General features: G+C 45.3%; 19 protein-coding genes and 1 pseudogene. 9 read left to right on the top strand and 11 right to left on the bottom strand.

All coding sequences use genetic code 11. The features are described 5' to 3' along the window. Positions 1-152: 152 nt before the first annotated feature. A complete protein-coding gene (locus tag ASG89_RS21245; RefSeq protein ID WP_057313083.1) occupies positions 153-1,232 on the top strand; it encodes a LacI family DNA-binding transcriptional regulator in 1,080 nt (359 codons plus the stop codon). 60 nt (positions 1,233-1,292) lie between these two features. Here the strand turns inward: ASG89_RS21245 and ASG89_RS21240 are convergent, their stop codons facing one another. Beyond that, the gene (locus tag ASG89_RS21240; RefSeq protein WP_057313082.1) at positions 1,293-2,261 is read right to left on the bottom strand and encodes a cation diffusion facilitator family transporter; all 969 of its coding nucleotides are present in this window, start codon (positions 2,259-2,261) and stop codon (positions 1,293-1,295) included. Positions 2,262-3,097: 836 nt separating this feature from the next. Further along, on the bottom strand, positions 3,098-3,703 hold the full coding sequence (locus tag ASG89_RS21235; protein ID WP_057313081.1) for a hypothetical protein: 606 nt from the start codon (positions 3,701-3,703) through the stop codon (positions 3,098-3,100). A gap of 192 nt (positions 3,704-3,895) precedes the next feature. Between ASG89_RS21235 and ASG89_RS21230 the strand changes: the two genes are divergently transcribed. Next, a complete protein-coding gene (locus ASG89_RS21230; RefSeq protein ID WP_057313080.1) occupies positions 3,896-4,957 on the top strand; it encodes a glycoside hydrolase family 105 protein in 1,062 nt (353 codons plus the stop codon). Then, positions 4,923-5,183 (top strand): hypothetical protein, encoded by a 261-nt coding sequence (locus ASG89_RS36540; protein WP_157276747.1) that lies wholly within the window; start codon positions 4,923-4,925, stop codon positions 5,181-5,183. The genes ASG89_RS21230 and ASG89_RS36540 overlap by 35 nt, the downstream gene beginning before the upstream one ends. 62 nt (positions 5,184-5,245) lie before the next feature. Here ASG89_RS36540 and ASG89_RS21225 read toward each other — a convergent pair whose 3' ends face one another. Together ASG89_RS21225 and corA are read right to left on the bottom strand one after the other, a co-directional pair. Next, positions 5,246-6,172 (bottom strand): AraC family transcriptional regulator, encoded by a 927-nt coding sequence (locus ASG89_RS21225; protein WP_057313079.1) that lies wholly within the window; start codon positions 6,170-6,172, stop codon positions 5,246-5,248. A gap of 35 nt (positions 6,173-6,207) precedes the next feature. Then, positions 6,208-7,158 (bottom strand): magnesium/cobalt transporter CorA, encoded by a 951-nt coding sequence (gene corA / locus ASG89_RS21220; protein ID WP_057313078.1) that lies wholly within the window; start codon positions 7,156-7,158, stop codon positions 6,208-6,210. 91 nt (positions 7,159-7,249) lie between these two features. Between corA and ASG89_RS21215 the strand changes: the two genes are divergently transcribed. Then, a complete protein-coding gene (locus tag ASG89_RS21215; RefSeq protein ID WP_057313077.1) occupies positions 7,250-7,996 on the top strand; it encodes a hydroxypyruvate isomerase family protein in 747 nt (248 codons plus the stop codon). Positions 7,997-8,634: 638 nt separating this feature from the next. On the opposite strand, the pseudogene ASG89_RS21210 reads toward ASG89_RS21215, so the two are convergent. Further along, a pseudogene (locus ASG89_RS21210) lies at positions 8,635-11,658 on the bottom strand (endo-1,4-beta-xylanase); the annotation flags it as partial. Between the two features lie 174 nt (positions 11,659-11,832). Further along, on the bottom strand, positions 11,833-12,102 hold the full coding sequence (locus ASG89_RS21205) for a hypothetical protein (RefSeq protein ID WP_057313075.1): 270 nt from the start codon (positions 12,100-12,102) through the stop codon (positions 11,833-11,835). A 164-nt stretch (positions 12,103-12,266) separates the two neighbouring features. Between ASG89_RS21205 and ASG89_RS21200 the strand changes: the two genes are divergently transcribed. The 4 genes from ASG89_RS21200 to ASG89_RS21185 all read left to right on the top strand — a co-directional run bounded on the left by ASG89_RS21200 (position 12,267) and on the right by ASG89_RS21185 (position 17,368). Continuing rightward, positions 12,267-12,629, top strand: a complete 363-nt coding sequence (locus ASG89_RS21200; protein WP_057313074.1) for a group I truncated hemoglobin — start codon at positions 12,267-12,269, stop codon at positions 12,627-12,629. Positions 12,630-12,949: 320 nt separating this feature from the next. Further along, entirely contained in the window at positions 12,950-13,441 is a 492-nt protein-coding gene (locus tag ASG89_RS21195) for a CYTH domain-containing protein (RefSeq protein WP_057313073.1), read from the top strand. A 28-nt stretch (positions 13,442-13,469) separates the two neighbouring features. Further along, a complete protein-coding gene (locus tag ASG89_RS21190) occupies positions 13,470-14,087 on the top strand; it encodes an HAD-IA family hydrolase (protein WP_057313072.1) in 618 nt (205 codons plus the stop codon). 5 nt (positions 14,088-14,092) lie between these two features. Continuing rightward, positions 14,093-17,368 carry a response regulator gene (locus tag ASG89_RS21185; protein WP_057313071.1) on the top strand — a complete coding sequence of 1,092 codons (3,276 nt, stop codon included), beginning with the start codon at positions 14,093-14,095 and terminating at the stop codon, positions 17,366-17,368. Between the two features lie 255 nt (positions 17,369-17,623). Here the strand turns inward: ASG89_RS21185 and ASG89_RS21180 are convergent, their stop codons facing one another. The 4 genes from ASG89_RS21180 to ASG89_RS21165 form a co-directional block, all read right to left on the bottom strand. Beyond that, positions 17,624-18,478 (bottom strand): SDR family oxidoreductase, encoded by an 855-nt coding sequence (locus tag ASG89_RS21180; protein ID WP_057313070.1) that lies wholly within the window; start codon positions 18,476-18,478, stop codon positions 17,624-17,626. Then, positions 18,462-19,568: a mannonate dehydratase gene (gene uxuA / locus ASG89_RS21175; protein ID WP_057313069.1), complete on the bottom strand. Its 1,107-nt coding sequence runs from the start codon at positions 19,566-19,568 to the stop codon at positions 18,462-18,464. Before uxuA ends, ASG89_RS21180 begins: the two co-directional genes overlap by 17 nt. Before the next feature lie 30 nt (positions 19,569-19,598). Then, positions 19,599-20,276, bottom strand: coding sequence for a GntR family transcriptional regulator (locus tag ASG89_RS21170; protein WP_057313068.1), 678 nt, complete (start codon positions 20,274-20,276; stop codon positions 19,599-19,601). 183 nt (positions 20,277-20,459) lie between these two features. Then, positions 20,460-21,542: a ParB/RepB/Spo0J family partition protein gene (locus tag ASG89_RS21165; RefSeq protein WP_057313067.1), complete on the bottom strand. Its 1,083-nt coding sequence runs from the start codon at positions 21,540-21,542 to the stop codon at positions 20,460-20,462. A 225-nt stretch (positions 21,543-21,767) separates the two neighbouring features. Between ASG89_RS21165 and ASG89_RS21160 the strand changes: the two genes are divergently transcribed. Then, on the top strand, positions 21,768-24,083 hold the full coding sequence (locus tag ASG89_RS21160) for an EAL domain-containing protein (RefSeq protein ID WP_057313066.1): 2,316 nt from the start codon (positions 21,768-21,770) through the stop codon (positions 24,081-24,083). A 67-nt stretch (positions 24,084-24,150) separates the two neighbouring features. Here the strand turns inward: ASG89_RS21160 and ASG89_RS21155 are convergent, their stop codons facing one another. Continuing rightward, the gene (locus ASG89_RS21155) at positions 24,151-24,957 is read right to left on the bottom strand and encodes a histidinol-phosphatase (RefSeq protein ID WP_057313065.1); all 807 of its coding nucleotides are present in this window, start codon (positions 24,955-24,957) and stop codon (positions 24,151-24,153) included. Positions 24,958-24,965: the final 8 nt, after the last annotated feature.

Genomic DNA, 24,965 nt, shown 5'->3' with positions numbered 1-24,965 from the left:
GTCAATAAATCGAGAATTTAGATGGAGGTTTTCCAGTTATTCATTTTACCCTCTATAGAAGCAACAGTCATCCGATCATGGGGGCGGAGATTTGACGAGCAATCCCCTTCTAGCTACAATGAATTTAAGCGTTTCAAGAATGAGGGCATGTGATGAAAAAAAACAAACAAGCTACCATCGTCGATGTTGCCTCTGAGGCAGGCGTGTCCATTGCGACGGTGTCGAATGTTATTAACCGTAGGAAGGTTCCGATGTCACCGGAAACCATTCGCAAAGTGGAAGAAGCGGTTGTACGACTAGGTTATCGACGGAACGTCATGGCAACGAATTTAAGTCGCCGGCGCTCGAATGAGTTAGGGCTAATTCTCCCGCACTTTGGCGGGTATTATGGCAGATTTGCTGAGAAGCTGGAGCAGAGGTTTCACAGTTACGGCTATCATTTATCAGTATTCTCAGCAGCAGGAATGGATCCTGAGGTGGAGACGCGGCATATAGAGCATTTACTGCAACGACGAGTAGACGGATTAGTATCACATGGCTTGGCGATCAGCATGCATTCCACCCAGCAGTTAGTGGGTGAAGGAACGCCGCTTGTCATCTTTAACGGCTGGGGTTGGCCGAATGAGATTACGAAGCTGGCCGTGAACTTGGATTTCGCTAAGGCGTCGAGTCAGGCTGTCCAGTATTTTATTTCTCATGGGTGCCGAGCTGTTTTCTATGCGGGAAGACGTAAGGGAATGGGCGCAAATGAGCAGCGAATTGACGGATTTCTGGCGGGGCTTGGTGATCGAGCTGAGACGATTGTGCATGCGCTGTTGGATGCTGGAGAGCTGGGTGTGGCAGGAATTATGGATGAATCGCTGCTTGTGAGCGGTGAGCTGCGACCTATCGGCATTTACACGTTCAATGATGCCTTAGCGCTGGAACTAATCGCTGAATGCCATGCACGAGGTATCCGTGTTCCTGAGGAAGTGCAGCTAATAGGAATGGATAACGAGCATTTTGCGAAGGCGAGCATCCCCTCCATTACGAGCTTCGAGATGCCAGTGGAGCTGCAAACACGTTTAGTAGCGGCTTTCCTGATGCGGCAGATGGGTGAAGAAGTAGACGAGGAAAGTGCGAAGCTGCTGGATTCGTATCTGGCTCAGATGAAGGGGCACGAGCTGCTCATTGATATGGAGATGGTTGTGCGTAAATCTACGCATAACGAAACAAACCGTTCGTCACCTTAGGAGAGGTGATAAACGGTTTGTTTGTTTATTTTTAGGAAGCTAGTTAGTCTAAGCGGTAGGTTAGGCGTGTGTGTGGTTTTGATTTTTCAACTGCTTTTGCTGCCGCAGAAAATCTTTCCCGTATTCCCCGTGCGGATTAATGCCCGCGTGTTCAATTTGAATCGTGGCATGCTCGATACCGAACTTGCTCTTCAACGTCTCATTAATGGCGAGAATGACACAAAAGGGCTGAATGTTGGGACTAATAAACACGTGCGCAGTCAGGGAATAATGGTCGGTTGAAACCGCCCACAGATGCATTTCGTGGACATCTTCTACGCCTTCAACCTTCGCGATCACGGAGCGGATTTCGTCTAGATCGAACTTTTCAGGGACGGATTCCATCAGGATCATGAAGGATTCTCGAATGATTTTGCTGCCACCTGTAAAAATAATGCCTCCAATCACGATCGAAATCAACGGATCGAACCAGAGAAGACCTGAGTAATAAATAACAATGGCCGAAACAATGACACCTACCGAGCTTAGTAAATCTCCGAAAAAATGCCAGAGCGCGCTTTGCACATTCAGATTGTCTTCCTCTTTGACGCTGTTATGAAGTACCAACGTAAGAACAAGGTTAACGACGAACCCGATCGAGGCAATGCCTAGCATGAGTCCCAACTGTATCGGCTGAGGATTGAGTACACGTTGTATGGCTTCTATACAAATTCCCAAAGCAATAATGCAAAGCGCTAATCCGTTGAGAAAAGAAGCGACAATCTCAAAACGCAGGAAGCCGAAAGTGAAGCGAGCATTAGGCTGGCGCGTAGCTAGATGTATCGCAACCATGCTCAGACCTAGCGCGAAGACATCTGAAATCATATGGGCCGAATCGGATAAAAGAGCAAGGGAATTCGATAGCACTCCACCGATAATTTCAACTAGGGTGAAAAATGCCGTTAAGATGAGGGTAACCCACAGGGTTTTTCTTGACTTACTTTGTTCTTTCACGTGGTGGAGATGATGGTAGTCATATTCGACGCTCATAGGGTTCCTCCTTATTTAGAATAATTCTAATTAGTGTATTCTTAGTATATGCCACATGGGTGAAACGTGCAACTGGAATTGAGAAATGAATTTGAAGGTGTGCAGCGGTGAGGAAAAGACCGAAGAGAAGATAATAGAAAATAAAGCGCTTTCTAATTTGTAACAGAAATGAAATATTTCTGTTATGGTTCCATAATGTTTACTTGGTAATATAATAAACAAGACCCCCTTTTTAATATAAACTTTTAGAACTCAGCCCCGTTGGCTGGGTTCCTTTTTTTTTTGTCTGGGGAGAAATGCTTTATACAAGTGAGATACCTATTGAAAAATGTTACATGCACCTTAGGGTAATTTGGTGGTAGTTGTGATGGATTGTAATTTTCTTATTAGGTTGAGGATACAACAATGACTAAGGCAGTTATTAATCTTTTGATATTTGTTTAAGAAAAGCGGTATGTAAGCAGAAGCTTCCATTAAGGCGAAATTGTGCAGTAATCTCCGTTGGTAGACAAAATAAGAAACTACGAAGATGATTCATACCCCTCCCGATTGGTTAAATCTTCTTATAAAGATTTTACATTCAGGAGGGATGAAGCTTGAGTAAAAAACTCGCAAAGCGCAGACGCACACGCACACCTCTAGCCTTATATCTTGCAGCACTTACGATTACCGTGGCGATCAGTAACTTAGAACAAACGAACTAGCTTGAGGTCTTTTCCTTGTGTACTTATATGAATTTAAAAAAAGCCCATTACATGGGCTTTTTTTGCTATCAGAGCGTTATGGGCACGGGTGAAAACTGGTCGTTTTGAGTGACTATGTGAGTCTCCCCTATTTCAATCAAATTGAACTTCTTGATCCAAAATGATCTCTTTAGGCGGAGACTCCATCGGGCTGGCATACGGAATTAAGGCAAAATGTAAGTCCTCTAAGTTGTCCGGTAAACGCGGTGTGATAAGGAAGGTGATTTGGGTTTGACCTCCGCCGCCACTAGCGCCATTTCTCATGACACGATAGAGCTCAGCCCCTCTGACATCGAGCTGGAGCTGTGGCCGGAAGTTGCCAAAATGCCCGTCGAGTTGAATGAGCTTGATTTCACAGTAGACAATACTACTATGTTGGTGCTGCATGGCATGTGTCAATGTATATGCAAAGTCACCGACGACGGTTTTCTTCATGATGGGCATGACATGCTCCAGTTCACCTGGTTCATTCGGCCTGACAGGATAATTCTCATTCAGACTATTAAGCAGCCAGTTAATTTGTGGAATTTCAATACCGAACCGAGTTGACCATTCTTGGAGGACTTCCTTTTGCGGGTAAAAGCGTCTGCCTTTTGCAAGAGATTTGCGCTCAGTTAGCAATTGCAGAAGTGATTCATCAATCTTCTTCATTTTATCATTGTATTCATTAGGCACCATTTGTAATTCAGACCAACCCATCGTCAAGTACCTCCATTTTCCAATTGTATCCATATAGTATAACGGTTAATTAGTGGCTGGGAAAGTTCTGTGAAAACCGTATCTACTTTCCTGGACGATTCCCCATGTTTTCGGGACGGAAGCCCAAGCAAGACACGTGTGAATGATGCTACTCTTTAGGTAATCTTTTTAATAAAAGGAGCTGCATAAACGATGAATTCGACATATGCAAATCACGCAAATAGGGTGTGGCAAGAAATGATAAGGGATCATTCCGGCGAATGGGGAATGGACATTCATCACTGGGATTGGGTGCCGGGTGTAGGTGTGATTGCTATGCTGGAGTATTACGAAGCGACCAGTAACCCTGAAGTCTTGGCTTATTTGCAGGAGTGGGTGAAGCGCAACAGCGAAAAGGCGAAAGGTACAAAGGTGATCAATTCGATCGCGCCATATGCCATTTTCCCAGCTTTATATCGTGCTACGGATGATGCTTGGTACCGAGATGAAGCGGTTCGGGTAGCAGAGTGGCTGATTAAGGACACACCACGAACGCGAGAAGATGCCTTCGAGCATACAGTGACGGAAAATGTGGCATTCGCTGAGCAGGTGTGGGCGGATACGATTTTTATGGCGGTGCTGTTCCTAACGCGCACTGCGTCGTTGGTGGGGAGCAAGACGTATGCAGAGGAAGCATTGAAGCAGGTGCTACTCCACCTTCGATTGTTGCAGGATGAGGAGACGAATGTCCTATTCCACGGTTGGAATTGTGGCTCGGGCGATCATATGTCAGCGGCACGCTGGACGAGAGCGAATGCCTGGATCGCCGCAGGTGTACCGATGATCGTGAAGGAGCTTGATCAGCTTGTTGCCATCCCGGATGAGCTTATAGAACGATACGGACGCCTCATGTCAGGACTGCTTGCATACCAGCAGGAAGACGGACTGTGGAGTACGGTTATGGATCAACCTCATTTTTACAGGGAAGTGTCGGGCAGTGCGGGAATTGCTTATGGTCTTATGAAAGGCATGGAGCTAGGTCTAATCTCACGACAAGAAGAAATTGTTGCTTCAGTGGAGCACGCGTTTACTTCGATTGTGCCCTATATTACTGAGGAAGGGATCGTGAAAGGGGTATCCGGCGGGACACCTGTTATGCCAACGATTCAGGCCTACCAAGATGAGATTTCAACGTATCCAACGTTATATGGACAAGGGCTTGTGTTGATGTTGTTGGCGAATGTACTTCAAGTGGAGAAAGAAGTACTTATATAGTGATGAGCTATGGAAGGTAGTTGTCATTGCCCAAGGAAGCAACGCGATCAGCAGTAAGTGGAATCAACGCCGCAACTTGCAGCGGACTTCATCCGCTTTATCTCTTAGCGAGGAGGGGCGGCCGCCGGGAGTGGATGTTCACCCTGAGACAAATTCTGTAATATCTACAATAGGTGCTCAGGAGGAGCGGATGTCGATTACGGTTTTTGGGATCAGACGTTTTTAGCTACATAAAATCCAGTTAATGGCGGGTTGAGTTTTCGGATACGTTTGAGGAGCGGCCGAACCTTATCTGGTTAAAGGAGCGTTTAGGGAATTAGTTTTGCTTTTTCGTTTAAAGGTTTCAACCCGGTACTGCTTCGGCGTCAAGCCGGTTTCCTTTTTGAACACGTGGAAGAAATGCGACATGTCGCCAAAACCGACAGCAGCTGAAACATCGGAGATGGATAATTCGGTTTCCATTAACAACCGTTTCGCCTTATTCAGTCGATATTCGATTAGGAACTGTTTAATGGTCGTGCCGGTGGTCTCTTTAAACAGGGGAAAAAGCTGCGAACGCGACACAGGGAAGCGCATCACAAGATCCTCAATCAACAGAGGCTCTTGATGATGTCCGATTAGGTAGGACAGTACATCGCCAATGAGATGTTGGTCTCCTGTGTATTTCGTAGCATTATCCCCCAGCAAACCAAGTACAAGAAGGAATAAGTCTACGATGCTTCGTAGCACAGTCAGCTCATAGCCCATCTCGTGCCTAACAAGTGCCTGTGTCAGTTCAGCGAATTGGGACTGGACGCGATCTAATTGCTGGGCGTTTAGGAAAAAATGGTTGGAATCCGGATTACCTTCGGCGAGCAGTCGGGGAATAGATAGATCCGACAGTTTGCATATGGAATGCAAGTGCTCTAAATAAGACTCATCGATGGATAAGACATAACGATGGAATTCTTTGCTATGTCCATGAAACGGCCGATGAATGACATTCGGATGAATGATCGTGAGGCAGCCCGCATGAAGCGGATACAAGCGATCACCTACGATATAGGTGCCAGTACCCTGCAAAACCAAATAGATCTCGTATCCAGTATGCGAATGCAGCAACTGCTGCTCGAGCGGAATTGTCCGAAATTCACAGTGTACGGGATAAGCGGCCAGAAAATGATTCGTGTAATCATCGATCGTGTAGGTTGGTTCAGCTTCCGGCAGTTCCTTCATATCACTCAGTTCCTCACTATTAGACGGGGTAGGCACTATTTAAACCAGCCCTTCTTCTGAAACCAGGCAAACATGCCTATGCCAATACCAACCATGATGGCGAGGATGGCGAAATATCCCCAATGCCATTCAAGTTCAGGCATGTAAGCGAAATTCATCCCATACAGCCCAGCGATAAACGTCAATGGCATGAAAATCGTCGTAATGACCGTTAACGTTTTCATAATGGTATTCATCCGATTCGAATTGAGCGAGATATAGCTATCCCGAATATCCGCTGTAATCTCACGGTTCGAGTCCACCATTTCAGAGAGCTTGAGCAGATGATCGTGAATATCCGTGAAAAATACGAGATGCTCACGCACCTGCTCAATGCGATCCGTGCTTATAATTCGATACAGCAGGTCACGCATCGGGACGATGGTACGCCGTAATTTCAACAGTTGGGAACGAATTTCGAAAACCTGGTTCATCAATGCATCAATGGCTTCGGCATTCATTTTATTTTCCATATCTTCGAGCAGGTCTTCAATTTGGTAGACACTAGGGAAATATTGATCGACGAGATTATCCAGAATTAAATATGCGGCATAGATCTGCCCCTGATTTCGCAGACTTTCTTGCCGGGACACTCGGGTCCAAGCATCTTCTATCTCTCTGGATTCATGCAAATGGAAGGTGACAATATAGTTGCTCCCTAGGTACATATCGACTTCTTCCGCATCCAACGTCTTAGCATTAATAGCATGCATGACAAAGAAATGAACATTTTGATAGTGATCTACTTTAGGTCGCTGCATGAAATGAAAGCAGTCCTCGATGGTGAGGGGATGGAAGTGGAAATGATCCTTCAGCTTGGAAGCTTCTTTTTCATCAGGATTATAGAAATCTACCCAGTACCACCGAATCGTCGGGGCAGATAATTCTTCAAGAGGGAGATCGTGGATCACAGCATAATCGGTTGTGACGGCAAGCGTTCGTATCATATAGAGACTCCTAGCATATCATTTTTTCATAGGCATTTACTTCATTTTACCATACAATGGAGAAAGATCAGAATGGAAAGAGGGATTAGGGATGAAGCTCTCCGTTTGTATGGATGCGCTCTATAAAGGGCGTGATTTTAGGGAAAGTGTGAACGAACTGAAGGAGATCGGTTACGATACCATTGAGTTCTGGTCCTGGTGGCAGAAGGATATTGACGTCGTCGCGGATGCTGTGGCTGAAGCGGGAGTTTCGATTTCGACATTTTGCACGAAGTTCACGAGTTTGGTTGATCCAACTCAGCGTAGCGTCTATATCGAAGGACTCGTCGAATCGATCGCCGTCGCGAAGCGCTTGAATTGCACCAAGCTTATTTCACAAGTAGGACAAGAACTTACAGGCGTGTCGCGAGAGGCTCAGACGCAATCGTTGATTGAGGGGCTGCGAGCTTGTGTTCCTATTTTGGAAAAAGAGGGCGTAACGCTGCTAATTGAGCCGCTGAATACGCGTGTTAATCATCAAGGGTATTTCTTGGCTTCATCAGAAGAGGCTTTCCATATCATCAAACAAGTAGGAAGCCCGTATGTGAAGGTGTTGTTCGATATCTATCATCAACAAATAACCGAAGGACATGTGATCACCAACATTCGAGAGAATATCGCTTGGATCGGCCATTTCCATGCGGCTGGCAACCCTGGTAGACATGAGCTCGATAATGGTGAGCTGAACTATGAACAGATTTTCAAAGCTATTGATGAGACCGGTTTTGGGGGGCATATGGGGCTGGAATATTTCCCGTTGGAGGCGCCTAAGGTTGGGCTTCAAAAGCTGCTGAAGTGAGAGTGAACGTGGCGAATGTTGCCTGGAATAAACATTTGTAACACAATTGGAACATTCCCGTTACAGTCCTCTAACATAGGAAGGGTATTATAATAAACAAGACCCCCTTTTTTAATATAAACTTTGGACCCAGCCCCGTTGGCTAGGTCCCTTTTTTTGTTTGTTAACAACGGCATAAGGTGCCTAGAAAATAAAGAAAAGCGAGATGTGGTCGGTTTTTGGATGGAGAGGGATGTAGCTTTCTTACCTATGGAGATCCGTACACGCGCAACTGAATTTCGCAACTCTCCTTCATCAGAGTTGGTTTCTATCAGTAGATTTTGGATAAAATAACCATCGAAAGAGAGACCGTGATTAAAGTAAGAGACAGCAGTATTTGAACGACTGCGATAGCCGTTAAGCTGATTAAGTTTGAGTTAAGTAAGACTATAAAAAGTATAAAAAAAATAGTAGTACAAGAAAGGAATAATGCATTATTTGAATATCAAGTTGCCACAAGATAGCCTTTGTAATGAGAGCAGGAGCCCAACCCCATTGGCTAGGTTAATTTTTTGTTCGCAAGCAATAAATAACCTAGGTTCAGTTCCGACAAAGGTGAACGCCTTGACAGAATTAAACCTAGGTTATGTTTTTTGTATTTACTGACGCCAGATACGGTACAGGATGACTGCGGCTTCAGCACGAGTGAGTGGATCGTTCGGAGCAAGCTTGTCATTCTTGCCATTTACAATGCCGGATTTCACTAGCGCTATAGCGCTGTCTTTCGCGTAGCTGGACATACTTGATGCGTCCGGATAGGCATCTAAAGTTCCGTCAGCTTGGACTTGCTTGCCAACTGCCGCTATCGCACGTGCCGTCAGGACCATCATATCTTGACGCGAGATATGGCTGTTTGGCTTAAACGTATGATCTTCAAATCCAGTGGTGATGCCCAAAGCCTTCGCAATGACGAGCTCACTATAATAATAAGCGGCTTTTGGGACATCGGTAAACATGTCATCATCGTTGCTAGTCGTATGCAATTCAAGCAATTTTATAAGAAGCGCGATGAAATCTGCTCTCTTGATCGAATTTTCCGGTGAGAAGCTGTTCTCAGCCGTACCATTAATGACGTCGCGAGATGCCATTGTTTCAATAGCTTGCTTAGCCCAAGACACATTCTGTAAGTCTCCAAAGGACTTGAATACAGAGGCTACCGCATAGGTGCTGAAATGGGTTGTTTGGAAGACAACGGTTCCACTTGCCGCATCATAACGACCATTTGGAACTGGTGTCGGCTTGCCTTGACCATCGATGTACCAAATAATGATATGATCTGTATGATTAAGCTCTTCCTTAGTCGGTGTGTAAGGGATGGCTACTGTTACAGGCGCATTTGGATTGTTCCATACAATGACTTTGTCGCCTGCTGCTATAGTCAGTTCGATAACTGGACGATTCCCGATTTGTTCAAGGGTTGCTGCATCCATGTTGTCTCTAGAGACTTTAGCCACGCGAAGGGACACTTGCTCAGTGTTTATTGGTACGCCCAACAGCATGTTGCTTGGTATCTGGATGGTCGCGTCTGCTGTTTTCATTGAAAGCTCAAAGCTTTCTTGTCCTTTCAAGTTTTGTGTTGGCAATTGCACTTCAAACGAGCTCGCATTTGCTTGCTTCGGCACTTCGATTACAATTTGCTTCTTGACGTTTGCTACAGGAGCGGCCTGTTCAAGCGATTTTTTCAAGGTGTCAGCTGAAATCGTTGCTATCGTTCGTCCATTTTCGGTTTTCAATTCAGGTTTGATTGTATCCCGACCGCTATCAGTAACGGTACTAGTACCAGTGCCAGTGTCGGAACCGGTGCTTGTGTCAGGAGTACTATCAGTACCAGAATCCCCACCGCTTGGAGTGGTGTCTTTGCCGGTTAAACGAAGCACGCCATAAACAGATGTATCCTGAAAGCCAGTGCCTGTCGTATCGTTCCATGCCGCAACGCTTTGACGGGCACCGCTTTTAGCATCATTGATCTGCACGTCGAACCCAAGCTTCGATTCGTCGTCTGGTGTAATTGTTTTCAACGGAATCTTCACTTCAACTGTGTAGTTGGTTCCGGAAATATGCGTTTTAGATTCAAAATCGGTTACTTTGCTTGCTGGATTGAAGGATTGTTCATTGTCAAAGTTGATTCTGTATTGTCCATCATCCGCTTCATAAGAAGATGTCTTTGCATTGTTTTCATCCAAGAAGATTTCGACAGAGTCTTGTTCATAGGCATTTAGGCTGCTTTTATCAAGCTCAGCATTGCTAACTTGGATGAGAACATACAGATTGTGATCATCCCACAGTGCTTTCGCTACTCCGCTTGCCCCTTGCCACGCCAGTTGATATCGGTTGACTGCCATTTCAGGTGTCTGGCTCCAAGCCGCGTCATCAGCTATCCCGTCGATTGTAGGCGTAGCAAATTTGGCGCTTGACTGATTAACTTCTGCCACTGACTCAGGCGGATGTGCGGCTAAGAATTCGGCAGGAGCAAGGACGCCGAAGTACGCCGGTTTGGCTTGCAGATCGCTATTAAACAATTGCGGATTCTGACTGGCTCTCCAGCTCGTCGCATCATTCAGCCCCCAGAAGGTAACGCGTTCGATATGAGCAGCGTGCGCCTTGAAAATCTGGAATAAATGCGCATATAAAGAGCCTTGAGCGTTTGCTTCTTTCTCGGTTAGGCGAGAATTGCTTCCTGCCGTAATATCAAGCTCGGAGATGCTCACTTGTACACCTAGAGAAATAAACTTCTCCAGGGACAGCTTCACATTGTCCGGTTTCGTGTTGAGATTATAGTGCGCTTGCATACCAACACCATCGATGAGGAGCTTGCCAGGGTGTGTCAGCGCATACCTATCATTGATTTCTTTGACCATGCTGTAAATAGCCTGGGCTTTATTCTGAATATCTTCGTTATAATCATTGTAATAAAGTTTGATATCCCATGTAGGATTCGTATCCAGCCCTTCTTTTGCCGCTAAAAACGCCTGCTCCACGTAGTCATCTCCAATGGCAGCTTTCCAAGGGGATTGACGCAGCGCTGTTTGCCAATTCGAAGGATTAGCAGGGTTATCATTCATTGCCTCGTTGACGACATCCCATGAGATCACATTGTTACCGTAATGCTCCATGACGGTTTGGATATGGGTCTTCAAGTTTGCAAGCGCCTCAGCCCGTCCTAATGGGAGTGAATCCGTTGTCGTAGTCAACCAAGCAGGTGTTTGTTGATGCCATACGAGGACGTGCCCATGCAACTTGAGTCCTGCAGCTTGAATTTTAGTAACTAGCGCATCTTCCGTGACAAAGTCAAACTCTTTATTCGCATTGTATGTCTGATCTGGTTTCATGGCATTTTCTGCTGTGACGACATTGTTATGTAACTTGAGGAGTTGAAGTCTTACGCCATCTAAATCTGCCGCCGATACCGCATTTCCGATCAGGAAATCGTTCTGATAGGCATCTTTAATCGGAGTGATAGTGGTCTGTACGGCGATTGGCGCCGAATTTTCTACAAAGCTGATATCGTCGATATAGAAGGAAGCATCTTTGCTGCTAGAATTTTCCACATAGATGCTCAAAAATTCATCAGGTACCGTGTTATAACGGTAGGTTCCTTCGAATTTAACCCAGCCGTCTTCCGTGCGTTGATTAAGCGCTTACATTCTATGAAATCCATCTCCTTTCCAACGTAATTATAGCGTGATCAAAAACACGTTTAACTAAAGAAACTTTACATGATACTGTAATTATTAAATACAAAGGCGGGTTTTGTTACAGGACATAATAAAGAGCAGCCGCAAGCTGCTCTTTATTGGCTATCGTTGAATGCGAAAACGTTGCAGCAACAAATATCCACTTGTGCTTGTCGTTCTTTTTTGATACACGATTTTGAAATCATCCAATAAACAACTTAATGCCGTACTAAGCAATCCATTCGTCACCAATGTAGCCCGGCAAGGTTGCGAACTTCCAATGACGCGAACTGAAGCAATCCTGCGCGGGGAGCCTGCAACAAGAGGGTTTCTAGACCAACTGATCAAAACTAAGTCAGGTTGACGAACAGCTTTTACGTTTACACAAGCCATTCCAATCACCTCGATTCTATTTAATATCTGTATCTGTATATTGAATGCATGATAGATTGACTATGTGCTGGACAAGGGCGGAGTTCAGGAACATGCAATAATATCTCTGAAGATTGGATAGATTAACTAGGTAACTAAGCACAGTCCTGAAGGAGGATACATTGGTGAGTGAAACAACGTTATACGATAAGCTTGGTGGAGAAGGGGCGATCACGGCAGTGGTGGACTACTTCTATGAGCTAGTTTTGGCGGATGAGACGGTCAACCACTTTTTTAACAAAACGGATATGGAGAAGCAGCGTAAGCATCAAGCGAAATTTTTTAGTTTTGCTTTAGGGGGACCGAATCAGTACTCGGGGGCCTCTATGGCTAAGGCGCATGCGGGGATGAATCTGCAGGAAGAGCATTTCAAAGCGATTGCGACTCATCTGCATGATGCGCTTGCTCATTTTGATGTGGGGGCAGACGAGATCAGTCAAGTGTTGGCGAAAGTGACTACCTTGAAGGACGACATTTTACATAAATGAGTGTTAGTTAAAAAAGAGGGCTCCCAATGGTCATTTATGTGGCTACGGACCCTCTTTTTTGCAATGCCGAAACTCACCATTTTGGCGCTAGTTCACGATGAGATGATGAAGTGCCGCTGCATGTGCAAGCCGGGAGTTTGTTTTATTTGAAGCCCGGGTTTAAACTGAATATGACTTCGTCTATGGACAACAATATGTCGAATCGCAGATGCTTGTGGATTTGCAGATGAGTTTCATTTTGGTAAAATGTTTCGAGAATGGAACGAGATTTCACCGTTTCGTTTTCGAACAATGAACAAATAGAGAGGGGCTAACCGAATATGGGTGCCGAAATTGAAAGAAAGTATAAATTGCCCGCATTTCCTGCGGCTGAACTAGCGAATAACGAACTGAAACAAGTGTCCAAGCAGTACATTTACCAAACCTATCTCGCCTTCTCTGACGATCAAGAGATTCGTGTGCGCCAGCTAGTAGACAGCTCAGGAGAATCACATTATACACATACCTTCAAGTCGGGTCATGGGATGGTTCGAGAAGAAGTAGAATACAGCATCACGGAGCCTATCTATAAACAGCTGCTAGAGCGCACAGGATTAATTCCATTAGAGAAGATCCGTACGACCCTTGAAGCAGGTGGGGTGACCTATGAAATCGATGAGTATAAACAAATTGACTTGCTTGTTGTTGAAGTGGAGTTCCCTGATTTGCTGACTGCGCAACAGTTTGTACCGCCGAGTTGGTTCGGCAGAGAGCTGGGCTCGGAAGAAGAGTTCCGTAATAAGTCGATGTGGGTAGCTTTACAGAAACGCTAATTCCATGGGGAAAAGGTGGTAGACAAAGATGCCTAGACCGCAATTAATTCTTGATGTTGCAGGCGTACTTGTGACGAATTTTTCACCACAAGCATGGGCTGGTTTTTCAAGTGGCAGTGTTGAAGCATCACAGGTCAACTTGCCTCATCGATTTAAGGAAATTAAGAATGATTTGTGGATTGGTAAAATGACGGAAGAAGGCTTCTGGATTTGGTTGAACGAATTGTTTCCAGATTTGTCCAGCAAGGTGGATCGTTCTTGGATTCTCCACCAATTAAAGCCATTAACTGCGATGAAGCATGTGGAAGCTTGGAGTCAATACGCAGATATTCACTTGCTGAGTAATCATAGGATCGAGTGGCTCACTCATCTACTAGATCCTATTCTTCCTTTTTTGCGTAGCACAACCATCTCTAGTGAAGTTGGCTGCTGTAAACCGAATCGTGAGGTTTATGAACGGGTTCAAACACATTTACCGAGAGAGCAAGCAGCGGTCTTGTTTGTAGATGATCAAGAGAAAAACCTTGTGACAGCAAGAACAATGGGTTGGTACACGTTACTTGCCGATGCCGAAGAAGAATGGATGAATCAGGTTTCGACATTTATAATAGATGTAGATGGACGAGATTGTAAACCGATGGGGTGAGTGCGATGTTGAAAGACTTGTTAAACAATTTCTCACTTGTAGCTGTATTTGTTTTTATATCTATTCAAATTTTTTACTCCCCCAAATTGCAAAAGGCAGCCCGATGGAAATTTCAGATAGGAGCAGGCATAACGCACGGACTTTTCGGGGTTATGCTTGCGTATACTGGGGTTCATGTGAGTGAACGGCATATTCTAGATTTGAAAGCGATTGCAATTCTGATGGCTACCTTCATTGGCGGCGGTGTTTCTGGTTTTATTACGACGGTTGTCATCATTATTGGCCGGACAATGATAGATCCAGCGGTTATGTTACGCGTATCGTTATTAGGCTTGATTATTTATATGGGTTGTCTGCTTATTCATCTTTACATCCGAGACTATTGGAAGAAATGGATGCTGCTCGTATTATGTCCTGTCAGCGTGTTATTCGTGGATATGGTCCTTGTTTATAAGCTTCCTGCAAGCGTGCTTGTGATTCCGAATTTACTTTTGCATTTAGGGGCGGGCATGTTCGTTGCAGGACTTTTTCGCTATTTCTTACGTTCCGAAGAGCTTAGAGGGCAAGTACGACAGATGCAGCAGGAGCTTGCTGATATTCTTCGTTTCCAACCTGGTCTTACCTTTAAACTCCAAAAAGTACAGAATTCCTTGGTTTACACAATCATTGAAGGGCAATTATTACATCATCTCGGGCTTAAGCCAGATGACTATATCCATAGGTGTGTTCAGGAGGTTCCCTATTCTTCAAAGGAAGTTGCACAATTCTTGCAAGCCAAATATGAAGAAGCCTACAAGGGAAATCCAGTTGCGTATGAGTTGGAGGTCCGAGGAAAGATTATTTTCACGACGTTACAACCCGTTTTTGATGGTGAACAGGTCGTTGAAGTCATAGGATCGGCGACGGATGTTACTGAGAAGAGTCTAGCAGAACGTCGGATCCAGGAAAGTGAAGAGCGGTATCGAATTCTCGTTGAAAACTCGCAGGAGGGCATTCTGGGTTTCACAACGGAGGGCGAAATTACCTCGGTGAATCAAGCAGCGAGTCTACTCGCACAAACTAGTGTGGAGGATATGCAGGGTCTTAGCATGACCGCCTTTTTACCCCGATCTGAGCAGGAGCTTTGGGAGCAGCACTTTCAAGAAGTACTAACGAGTGGTGATAATGTGCGGTTCGAAATCGCGATTCCTTCATCGGAGGGGCCAAGAAGAGACTATCGTGTTACACTTTCAGCCTATCATCATGCTTCTGGAGAAGTGAAAGGGATTGTGGGGACCATTCATGATTTTACCGAAGCATCTATGCGCCATGCAGCTGATCAAGCGAATCAAGCCAAGAGTCATTTTATTGCCAAAATGAGTCATGAAATTCGAACGCCCTTGAATGGAATTATTGGGTTATCTCAACTGTTAGGGAAAACACCGCTCTCCGAGCACCAGAAGGATTATTTAACCAATATTACCTTATCTTCGCATACGTTATTAGGTATTATTAATGATGTGTTGGATTTTTCCAAAGTAGAAGCAGGCAAATTAGAGGTGGAACGAACGAGCTTTAATCTGGATGACCTGTTGAAGGAGCTCTCCAGTATTTGCAGTGTACTATCGAAGAGCCAACCCATAGAGCTTATTTTCAGCACGCCTGCTGAGCTGCCTAGACGACTTCTCGGAGATCCGCTTCGGTTGAAACAAGTTTTACTTAACCTCTGCAGCAATGCCATTAAATTTACGAGTGCAGGTTATGTGATGCTTCACATCGAGTTCGACCCACAGACATCCAGTGAAGAAATGATACTGCGATTCAGCGTTGAAGACTCAGGGATTGGTATTTCTTCCGATCGGCTTTCTTACATTTTTGAACCCTTTTCTCAGGCTGATGGTTCAATGAGCCGTGAGTATGGTGGAACTGGTTTGGGATTGCCTATCAGCCAACATTTGATTACATTAATGGGCGGCACGCTCCAAGCAGAAAGTACAATGGGAAGCGGGAGCCGTTTCACATTTACCTTACCTTTCCAAATCATTGAGCAACACGATCCAGATGAGTGGGATATTGGGGAGGGGAATGAGCCGTATCGCGTGTTGGTTGTTGAGGATCATCCCCTTATGCGAAACAGCTTGCATGATACCTTAGAATCCTTTGCCCTCATCGTAAAGATGGTTCCTTCTTGGGATTCGTTATTCAAACGGCTAGACGGAAAAGAAGCCGGGAAAGGCGACTTCCATTGCCTCATCCTGGATATGGAAATCGATGATATGTATGGCCTTGAGACATGGCAATCACTCCTCGCTTTGATTCGCAGAGTTCGAACGCGCATAATTTGTCTGACATCCTCAATGGGGAAGGAAGAGCTGCTTACACTCCCTGAGGAGATAAGGCCAGATGCGGTGCTGGTTAAACCGATTAGTCGACTAGAGTTGTATCAGACGTTGGAATATTTGTTCTATCCCAATCATAAATCACGGAAAGCTGAGCATGGATCGATGTTGAATCCATCTGTTACAGAGGAGGCATATGGACACATTCTACTGGTTGAGGATAATGAAATTAATCAACAAGTGGCCATGGAACTTCTCGAGGACCAGGGCTACAGGGTCACATTAGCGACCAACGGTCAAGCAGCGCTAGACACGCTGGAAAATGGCGAATTTGCGTTAGTCCTCATGGATATCCATATGCCAGTTATGGATGGTGTCGAGGCAACAAGACTCCTACGTTTGAACCCAAGATTTCGTGAATTACCGATCATCGGTCTTACAGCTAATGTGGTTAAACAAGACCAAGAAGCGTACGTCCGAATAGGCATGAACGATGTGATAAGTAAGCCGCTGGATGTGAAGCTGCTGTTTCGAGTCATTCATAAATGGATGGAGCCCGAGAAGAGGAAGGCGCGGGAGCGAAACTTCAAGGAACCTCAACCGGTTGACGAAAAAGAAACCCCTTATTATCAAGGTATCTCTGCGATAGACTGGGAGGGAGCTTTGGCCCGCGTGGAGGGGAAAGAGAGTATTCTTCTCGTCATGCTGCAGTTATTCAAGAAGAATTACAGTGACTTCGCAGATCTGCTCTGGGTCTATCACCGTAATGGAGATTGGGTCGCTGCCAAACGAGCTGCGCATACGCTAATCGGTGTAGCGGGCAGTCTATCGGCAGAAGCGCTGCTTGCGGAAGCTGTGAAACTCCAATCAACAATTCTCCTGAATGAGAATTATGAGGACCAGATTGCCGAGATCGCAGCGGAAATTCAACGCATTATCGTTTGTATTCCGGATGAAGCGTAAGCGGTGATGAACGACCCTGAAATACTACCTTAAGTAGACACTCGTCATAAACCTCTTGTAACAAGAGGGGGAGGGATGAGGGGATACTTAAGGTTTTTTTGTATCTGGCAACACAACGCATATAGACAAACAAAAACCGTTCCACCGCATAGCTCACAATGAGCGTTATGCAATGAAACGGCGTGTGCTTTACTCCGTCTACCTCTATTCAAATTAGTATAAAAGAAAAGGGCAGGATGGCTAAACTGACTTCATCTAAACGCCCGAATAAGCCATGAATCCGCCATCGACAGGGATTGTCGTACCCGTAACGAAACGGGACATGTCGGAATCAGCCAACCACAGAAGCGTACCTAATAAATCTTCCGGTTTGCCGAATCGGCGCATCGGGGTATGGGCAATGATTTTATGAGAGCGGTCCGTCAGACTGCCATCCTCTTTCATCAACAATTTGGCATTCTGCTCTGTCAAAAAGAACCCAGGTGCAATCGCATTCACACGAATGCCGCTTTCAGCCAAATGAACAGCTAACCATTTTGTAAAATTATCGATAGCCGCTTTGGCCGCGCTATAGGCAGGAACTTTGGTCATGGGCGAGGGTGCGCTCATGGATGAGATATTGATCACGGTTGCCCCAGCTTTGCCATGCATATGCTTGGTGAACACCTGCGTTGGAATTAGCGTGCCAACGAAGTTAAGATCCAGCACGTTGCGGAATCCAGGGATGCTTAGATCATAGAAGGATTGCACATCTGGATTCGCGACATCCTCCATTTTGAAAATCTCATTCGTCGTATTTGCGCTGGCATGGTTGCCACCTGCACCATTAATTAGAATGTCGCAGGTGCCCAGCTGTCCTGTTACGATGGCTGCAGCTTGCTCTACACTTTCAGCTGCGGTAACATCGCAAGCAACAGCAATGGCCACGCCACCAGCGGCCTCAATTTCATGGACCACAGCCAAGCCTTTCTCGTGCGTACGATTAAGAATAGCGATGCGTGCGCCTTGTCTAGCTAATTCTAATGCCATTACGCGGCACAGAACGCCAGCGCCTCCAGTAATCACAACGACTTTCCCATGCAGGGATGGGAATTTAGTTAATTCGCTCATAGTCCGTAACAGCTCCTTCTTGTAATGTAGCGCCTTGGCGGCACAGCATGTCCCAAAGTCCCCATACATACATGATACCTAATGCCCGATCGTACAACCCGTATCCAGGTCTGCAACGCTCATCCCAAATATGACGACCATGATCCGGGCGGCAGAATCCTTCGTAATTGTTCGCATGCAGCGCTTGCACAATACCTGACATATCAACCGTGCCATCCTGTGTACGATGAGAGGTTTCGATGAAATCGCCATTCTCATACAAGCGAACATTCCTCAGATGGGCAAAAGGAATCCGATCCGCGAATTCATGCACGATCGAGACGATATCATTGCTCGGGTTCGCACCGAGTGAGCCACTGCACATCGTAAGTCCGTTATAGGGGCTGTCATGCAAGGCTAGAAAGCGGCGAATATTCGCTTGGCTCGTCATCAATCTAGGCAATCCAAAGACGGACCAAGGTGGGTCGTCCGGGTGAATTGCCATTCGAATGCCGTGCTCGGCGGCCACGGGAATCACTTCATCCAAGAAATACTTGAGGTTCGACCAGAGCTGCTCTTCGGTGACATCCTTATAGGCGTCAAATAGCTCTGTCAAATGAGCAAGTCGCTCAGGCTCCCAGCCAGGCATACTGAAATCAGGGTTGGCATTAATCCGGCCAACATGCTCAGTAAGATCGAGGTTGGCTATTTTACTTTTTTCATAAAATAGTGCCGTTGAGCCATCTTCCAGCTCCTTATGTAAATCCGTCCGTACCCAATCGAAGACAGGCATGAAATTGTAGCAAATGACTTTGACCCCAAACTGAGCCAACGTGGCGATCGTCTTCTTGTAATTCGCGATGTACGTATCGCGACTTGGCAATCCTAATTTAATATCCTCATGAATGTTGACGCTCTCAACGACCTGCATATGCAGCCCCGCACGATCAGCCTCGGCTTTGATCTTCTGAATCTTATCCACCGGCCATTCTTCACCAGCAGGAACATCATGCAATGCCCATACGATACCTTCAACACCGGGAATTTGTTTAATTTGCTTCAGCGTGACCGTATCGTTGCCCTCTCCAAACCATCGGAATACCATTTTCATAGATGCACACTCGCCTCCATTATCGTCAACCTATTTGAAATACGTAGGGAATTTTTCTTTTAATAAGGCTTGATCAGCAATGCCGACTTGAAGATGGGCGTGAATTAATTGTTCTGCCCTATCAGGCTGCTGTTCTTTGATGGCCTCCACAATCTGCCCATGCTGCGCATAGAGCTCATCCCAATGGTGATCAGTCGCTAAGCGAAGCATTCGGGTGCGGTTCAGATGCACATTAATTTGCCCAATGACCGCCCAGGTGTTCATTTTCTTACAGCCTTCGAAAATCGTCCGATGAAACTCCTCATCAAGCTCAAACATTTTCTTGAAGTCTTGTTCATCCATACACACTTTCTGCGAAGCTAAATTCATTTGAAGCAAGCGCAGGGACTCTTCTGGAAAAGAGGTACAGGCCAAGCGAATAACGGCGCTTTCCAGATGTTCACGAATGAAGCGTGCTTCATCCACCAACTCTAGATCAATGCGAGAGACAACCGTGCCGCGTTGCGGATAGATTTCCAGCAAGCCTTCCTGTGCTAATTGCACGAAGCTTTCTCGAACAGGTGTCCGACTCACGTTGAAGCTTACCGACATTTCTTTCTCTGAAATGGTGGCACCTGGAAGCAGGGTCAAACTCAGAATTTGCGCTTTTAGCGTGTGGTAGACAGCATCTCGGGTCGAACTAATCTGTGGTTTTTTGAAGTAATCCATGTGGATCTCCTTTGCAAAATGAAGCCTAAACTTATACTACCATACTTGTATGGTAGTAGGGTAGTGGGAAAAATGATCTGATTTTTCTATCACCTACGGGTTCGAATAAGCAAAAAGACACCGCATGCAGCCAGTGTACCCCTTACTAGGAATAACACGAATCACATGCGGTGTTAATGAGTTTTAACGAGAGATAGCTAAGCTTTGAACGGTTCTCCAAGCTTCCAATTGCTTCTCTAACTGTTCAACTAACGTCGAGACTTCTTGGGAGAATAGCTCTCTTTGCTGCTCATTCATCCCATCCTGCTCCAGCTGCAGATCGCTAAGAGTAGGTGGAGCGGGAATCGTTTGAAGTAGCTGCTGTAGTCTAACTTGTAGCATCGATCCAGCAGCAGTAGTTACAATTGCTTCAGCTTGCGGTACAGCAAACTTAGCTTCAACGGGTAGCCCCACATTGTTAATATCTGTAACCTGCGCAGGAACTTCAACTTCTTGAACCTCAACTTTCATCTTCTCAGCTTTAGGTGCCTTGGCTGCGATCGGCTTCGCTCGTTCAGCCCGATTGTTCTGGAAGGTAGACCAGGTTTCGATTAATTCAGGCCCCGATTTATAGAGCAGCTGCCCTTTGATTCTGTCGGAGATGTCTTTGTCCTTAAACATTTTCGCGATTTTCTTCACATCGCTGACAGGCATTTCATCACGTGCCATGATCAGGGCTATGGGATCACGATGCTCTATTGGCAGATCTTTCAGAGGCAATAGTTGATCCTCCGTAAGCTTATCTTTGCGAATCTCGGTTCCACCTACGATGAGCTTCTTTACAGAGTTCCCAAACTTAAGCAGCTCACACTTGTTTTTGATATAGGTTTCAGGTTTGCCAAGCTTACCAGAAAGATATTTAATAGATGAGCTGAATTTCGCATCATGCATAAGCTTATGAAAGGCCTCGGCTTCCTCGATAGGAGAGAAGCCTTCTCGTGTTAGATTTTCAGCAATCTGCTCCAGATAGATCTCCATCTCATCCGTTACCGTGGACACGATACAAGATATGGTTGGAAGCCCGAGCATTTTGGTAGCTTTATATCTGCGATTGCCATAGATGATCTTATATCTGTTGTTGGCGGTTATGCGTACTTTGATCGGAGAGAGCAAGCCAATTTCCCCAATGCTTTTCATTAATTCTTGAAGTGCCTCTTCATCGAATTGGTAGCGGGGTTGGTCCGTGTCCTCGTCAATGAGATGCATAGAAATGTTATGTATGTCCATCTTCATGTCTCCATTCGTTCAGGGTCATATATCTAATTATATAACAAGGATGAAAGTGTGGGAACGCCAATTCGATAGAAAGGATTTGGAAGGGATTGGCAGGGGGTAGTATGGACAGGCTCGGAGACAAATAAATGTATTGCCAGTAAGGGAGAGGAGATGAAATAATAGAGAAAGATGTCGAATAATGACGCTGCTTCAAGTCGAATTCGGGAGGAGAGACCTATGAACAGATTGCAGTACTTCTTCGTATCCCTCATCTTTGTCCTACTGTTTACTTCATCCGAATCGGTTCTTACTACCTACAAAACATCGCTGCTGAATGAACTGCAAGGCACGGAATCTGCCCAATTGTCTGCCAAAGCCGTTGCCTTACAGTCCGTCATTAATCGTAATTTCAATATAATGGCAAGTCTTGAAGCCTACATTAGCACCAGCTATTTGAAAGACCAAAGTAATCAAGAAGTGCAATCCTACATGGAAGCGTTGTATGCAGGCTCACAGGCGTCTGCCTTTAATGTTGTTATTGCACCAAATGGGGTTATGAAGTTCGTCTATCCCTCCAAAGGGAATGAAAATATTATAAATTGGGATCTTCTGAAGGATCCTCGAGAGAATGTCCAGACTCAAGTCTATCAAGCTCTGCAAACGAAAAAAATGACGACGGACGGTCCCTTTATACTGCTTCAAGGTGTGCAAGGTTTGGTAGCTCGTAAAGCACTTTTTGAAGACGGTGTTTTCTGGGGGTTCGTGTCTGTTGCTATAAACGTGGATAAATTACTAAATGAAGCAGGGATCAAAGACGATGCTTCTGAAGGGCAGAGAATGTCCATACGTAGTCCAGGTATGCCTGCGTTCTATGGGGAAAATGCAACGTTCAATCAATCGCCTTTGATTGCGGTGATCGATCTTCAGGATACGAAGTGGGAACTTGCAACCGCCCCTCCCGCCAAAGCGGAGCAAACGATTAATAATCAAATGCTCATCATCCGATGTGCCTTACTACTCGTCTTATTTCTAGGATTATTCTTCATTATCTATATCATTCGACAACGTGATCGGCTCAGTCAAGCTGTTAATCTGCGAACCCAAGAGCTGCAGATCGCGAATGAAGATCTGACAGCAGTCAATGAAGAGCTGGTTGCAGGTCAGCAGGAGCTTCAGCAATCTACGGAGCGGATGCAGGAATCTGAGCAAATGTTGTCCTATATGGCCTACCATGATGTACTGACAGGGATACATAATCGCGCACATTTTCAAAGGGTTTTGAAAGAGCAAATTACTTATAATCATTTGAGGGGTACCTCGCTAGTTGTCCTTTTCTTTGATCTGGATAACTTCAAAATGGTCAATGATTCACATGGGCATCATATGGGGGACTTTATGCTGCAAGAGGTTGTTCATCGCATCCAGGAATCCAATTTGACTTTCCATACCTTCGCCAGATTTGGTGGAGACGAATTTGCGATTTTGTTGGAGGATTGCGCAAGTGAGCAGAAAATTCAAGCCTTCTGTAGGCAACTCATTGCTGTCTTGAAACCGCCTTGTATATTAGCGAATCGTGCTTTCTTTATTAATGCAAGCATAGGTATTGTGCAGTATCCGTATGGTGGTGAGACGTGGGATGCGCTGCTCAAAAACGCCGACATTGCCATGTATATGGCTAAGAAAGTAAGTGGCAGCTCCTTTAGCTTTTTCAATCAACAGATGGAGAACTTGTCGATTTCAAGGCTGGAAATGGAGAATCATCTTCGCCAGTCGCTTGATCGAAAAGAGCTTGAAATCGTTTATCAACCACAGGTTGATTGCAAGAAGGGGGCAATTACGGGTGTTGAAGCACTATTACGTTGGAATCACACGACGAAAGGCTATATTTCGCCATCCGATTTTATTCCATTAGCAGAGGAACTAGGTCTTATAGATGTGATTGGTGAATGGGTGCTCCGCGGCGCGTGCAGTCAGATGAAAACTTGGCATCGTCAAACAGAAGAATCGCTGATGATCTCCGTTAATCTTTCGGTCAAACAGTTGCATGATGAACGCATTGTGGATAAAGTTAGTGCGATTCTGGAAGAGACGGGGCTGGAAGCGCGCTACTTAGAAATGGAAATCACGGAGAATGTAGCGATGCAGGACGAACAGATGGGCGTTCTCAATAGGCTTCGCCAACTAGGCATATCCATTTCCGTGGATGATTTCGGTACACATTATTCGTCCCTAAGCTATTTGAAAAGGTTCCCGGTTACGAAAATTAAACTAGATCAGTCCTTTGTTCGCGGGATTCAAACCGATGGCAAGGATCGAGCTATGATCAAAGCTATCATTTCTGTGGCGAATGCTTTTCAGCTGCAAATGATTGCAGAGGGAGTCGAGACAGAAGAACAGGCGGACTTCCTGGTGGCGAATGGATGCCATCACATCCAAGGCTATTATTTTTATAAACCGATGAAACCTGAACAGTTGCAAGCAATTTTGAAAGTAGAGCTGCATGAAAAATTGGCATTCTTAGGAGTAAAGAGCGTTCATAATTATGATATATAAGCAAATACCAAAAAGGTGCCTCTTCGCTTGAGGCACCTTTTTGGTATATGGGAAAAGAAAAAGTCAACTACAGAGCGACAATTTGCTTTAGTTTATTTTCGAAATAGACCCAATGCTTGAAGCCAATTTCCTTCAAGGTTTTCTGAACTTCTTCCCAATCGTCAGCAACGCGGCTAGGGACATGGGCGTCAGAACCGAAAGTAACCTCAACTCCATAATGAAGCGCACGTTCTAGAATTGTGCGTGAGGGGTACCAGCCGCCTACATCTTTCGTTTTCCCTGATGTATTAATCTCGATGGCAACGCCGGATTCTCCGATAATTTTCAGTGTCTCATCGACTTTCGGCGTAGGAATATCAGAAAATGCAGGGTAGAAGCCTTTCATCGCATCAATATGCCCAAGAATCTGGAACATACCTGAACGAGCAGATTCAGCAATCAGACGGTAATACTCTTCCTTGTGCTCAACGTGCTGAGCTTCGTTCAGCTTCTTCCATCTATTGCGATTGAAGATACTCACACCTCCGGAAAGATGAACGGAGCCAATGATGTAATCGAACGGATACTTTGCGTATTCTTGCTTATAAATCTCCACGTGCTCTGGGAAATAATCAGACTCCACACCTAAAAGTACATTAATTTTGGATGCATACGCTTGTTTGAGTTGAAGTACTTCCTCAATATAGCGGGGAAATTCGCTTTTTGCCATGGCGATGGCAGGTTGTGCACGATCTTCGGAGCTTCCAAAGTAGGGGGAGTGATCTGAGATGCCAATTACTTGAAGGCCAGCTGATATAGCTGCCTCAATATAGTCACGTATGGTATCTTGCGCATGTCCGCATCGCTCATGATGCGTATGTAAGTCGAATTTCACTGCTAGTC

The sequence above is a fragment of the Paenibacillus sp. Soil766 genome (assembly GCF_001428105.1).
GTDB lineage: Bacteria > Bacillota > Bacilli > Paenibacillales > NBRC-103111 > Paenibacillus_E.
This window is presented reverse-complemented; position numbering and strand designations above follow the sequence as displayed.

What these genes read in the sequence shown, in the direction of transcription:
- ASG89_RS21245 (WP_057313083.1), top strand. Translation starts at nt 153, where the DNA reads ATGAAAAAAAACAAACAAGCTACCATCGTCGATGTTGCCTCTGAGGCA.
- ASG89_RS21240 (WP_057313082.1), bottom strand. Translation starts at nt 2,261, where the DNA reads ATGAGCGTCGAATATGACTACCATCATCTCCACCACGTGAAAGAACAA.
- ASG89_RS21235 (WP_057313081.1), bottom strand. Translation starts at nt 3,703, where the DNA reads ATGGGTTGGTCTGAATTACAAATGGTGCCTAATGAATACAATGATAAA.
- ASG89_RS21230 (WP_057313080.1), top strand. Translation starts at nt 3,896, where the DNA reads ATGAATTCGACATATGCAAATCACGCAAATAGGGTGTGGCAAGAAATG.
- ASG89_RS36540 (WP_157276747.1), top strand. Translation starts at nt 4,923, where the DNA reads ATGTACTTCAAGTGGAGAAAGAAGTACTTATATAGTGATGAGCTATGG.
- ASG89_RS21225 (WP_057313079.1), bottom strand. Translation starts at nt 6,172, where the DNA reads ATGAAGGAACTGCCGGAAGCTGAACCAACCTACACGATCGATGATTAC.
- corA (WP_057313078.1), bottom strand. Translation starts at nt 7,158, where the DNA reads ATGATACGAACGCTTGCCGTCACAACCGATTATGCTGTGATCCACGAT.
- ASG89_RS21215 (WP_057313077.1), top strand. Translation starts at nt 7,250, where the DNA reads ATGAAGCTCTCCGTTTGTATGGATGCGCTCTATAAAGGGCGTGATTTT.
- ASG89_RS21205 (WP_057313075.1), bottom strand. Translation starts at nt 12,102, where the DNA reads ATGGCTTGTGTAAACGTAAAAGCTGTTCGTCAACCTGACTTAGTTTTG.
- ASG89_RS21195 (WP_057313073.1), top strand. Translation starts at nt 12,950, where the DNA reads ATGGGTGCCGAAATTGAAAGAAAGTATAAATTGCCCGCATTTCCTGCG.
- ASG89_RS21190 (WP_057313072.1), top strand. Translation starts at nt 13,470, where the DNA reads ATGCCTAGACCGCAATTAATTCTTGATGTTGCAGGCGTACTTGTGACG.
- ASG89_RS21185 (WP_057313071.1), top strand. Translation starts at nt 14,093, where the DNA reads ATGTTGAAAGACTTGTTAAACAATTTCTCACTTGTAGCTGTATTTGTT.
- ASG89_RS21180 (WP_057313070.1), bottom strand. Translation starts at nt 18,478, where the DNA reads ATGAGCGAATTAACTAAATTCCCATCCCTGCATGGGAAAGTCGTTGTG.
- uxuA (WP_057313069.1), bottom strand. Translation starts at nt 19,568, where the DNA reads ATGAAAATGGTATTCCGATGGTTTGGAGAGGGCAACGATACGGTCACG.
- ASG89_RS21170 (WP_057313068.1), bottom strand. Translation starts at nt 20,276, where the DNA reads ATGGATTACTTCAAAAAACCACAGATTAGTTCGACCCGAGATGCTGTC.
- ASG89_RS21165 (WP_057313067.1), bottom strand. Translation starts at nt 21,542, where the DNA reads ATGGACATACATAACATTTCTATGCATCTCATTGACGAGGACACGGAC.
- ASG89_RS21160 (WP_057313066.1), top strand. Translation starts at nt 21,768, where the DNA reads ATGAACAGATTGCAGTACTTCTTCGTATCCCTCATCTTTGTCCTACTG.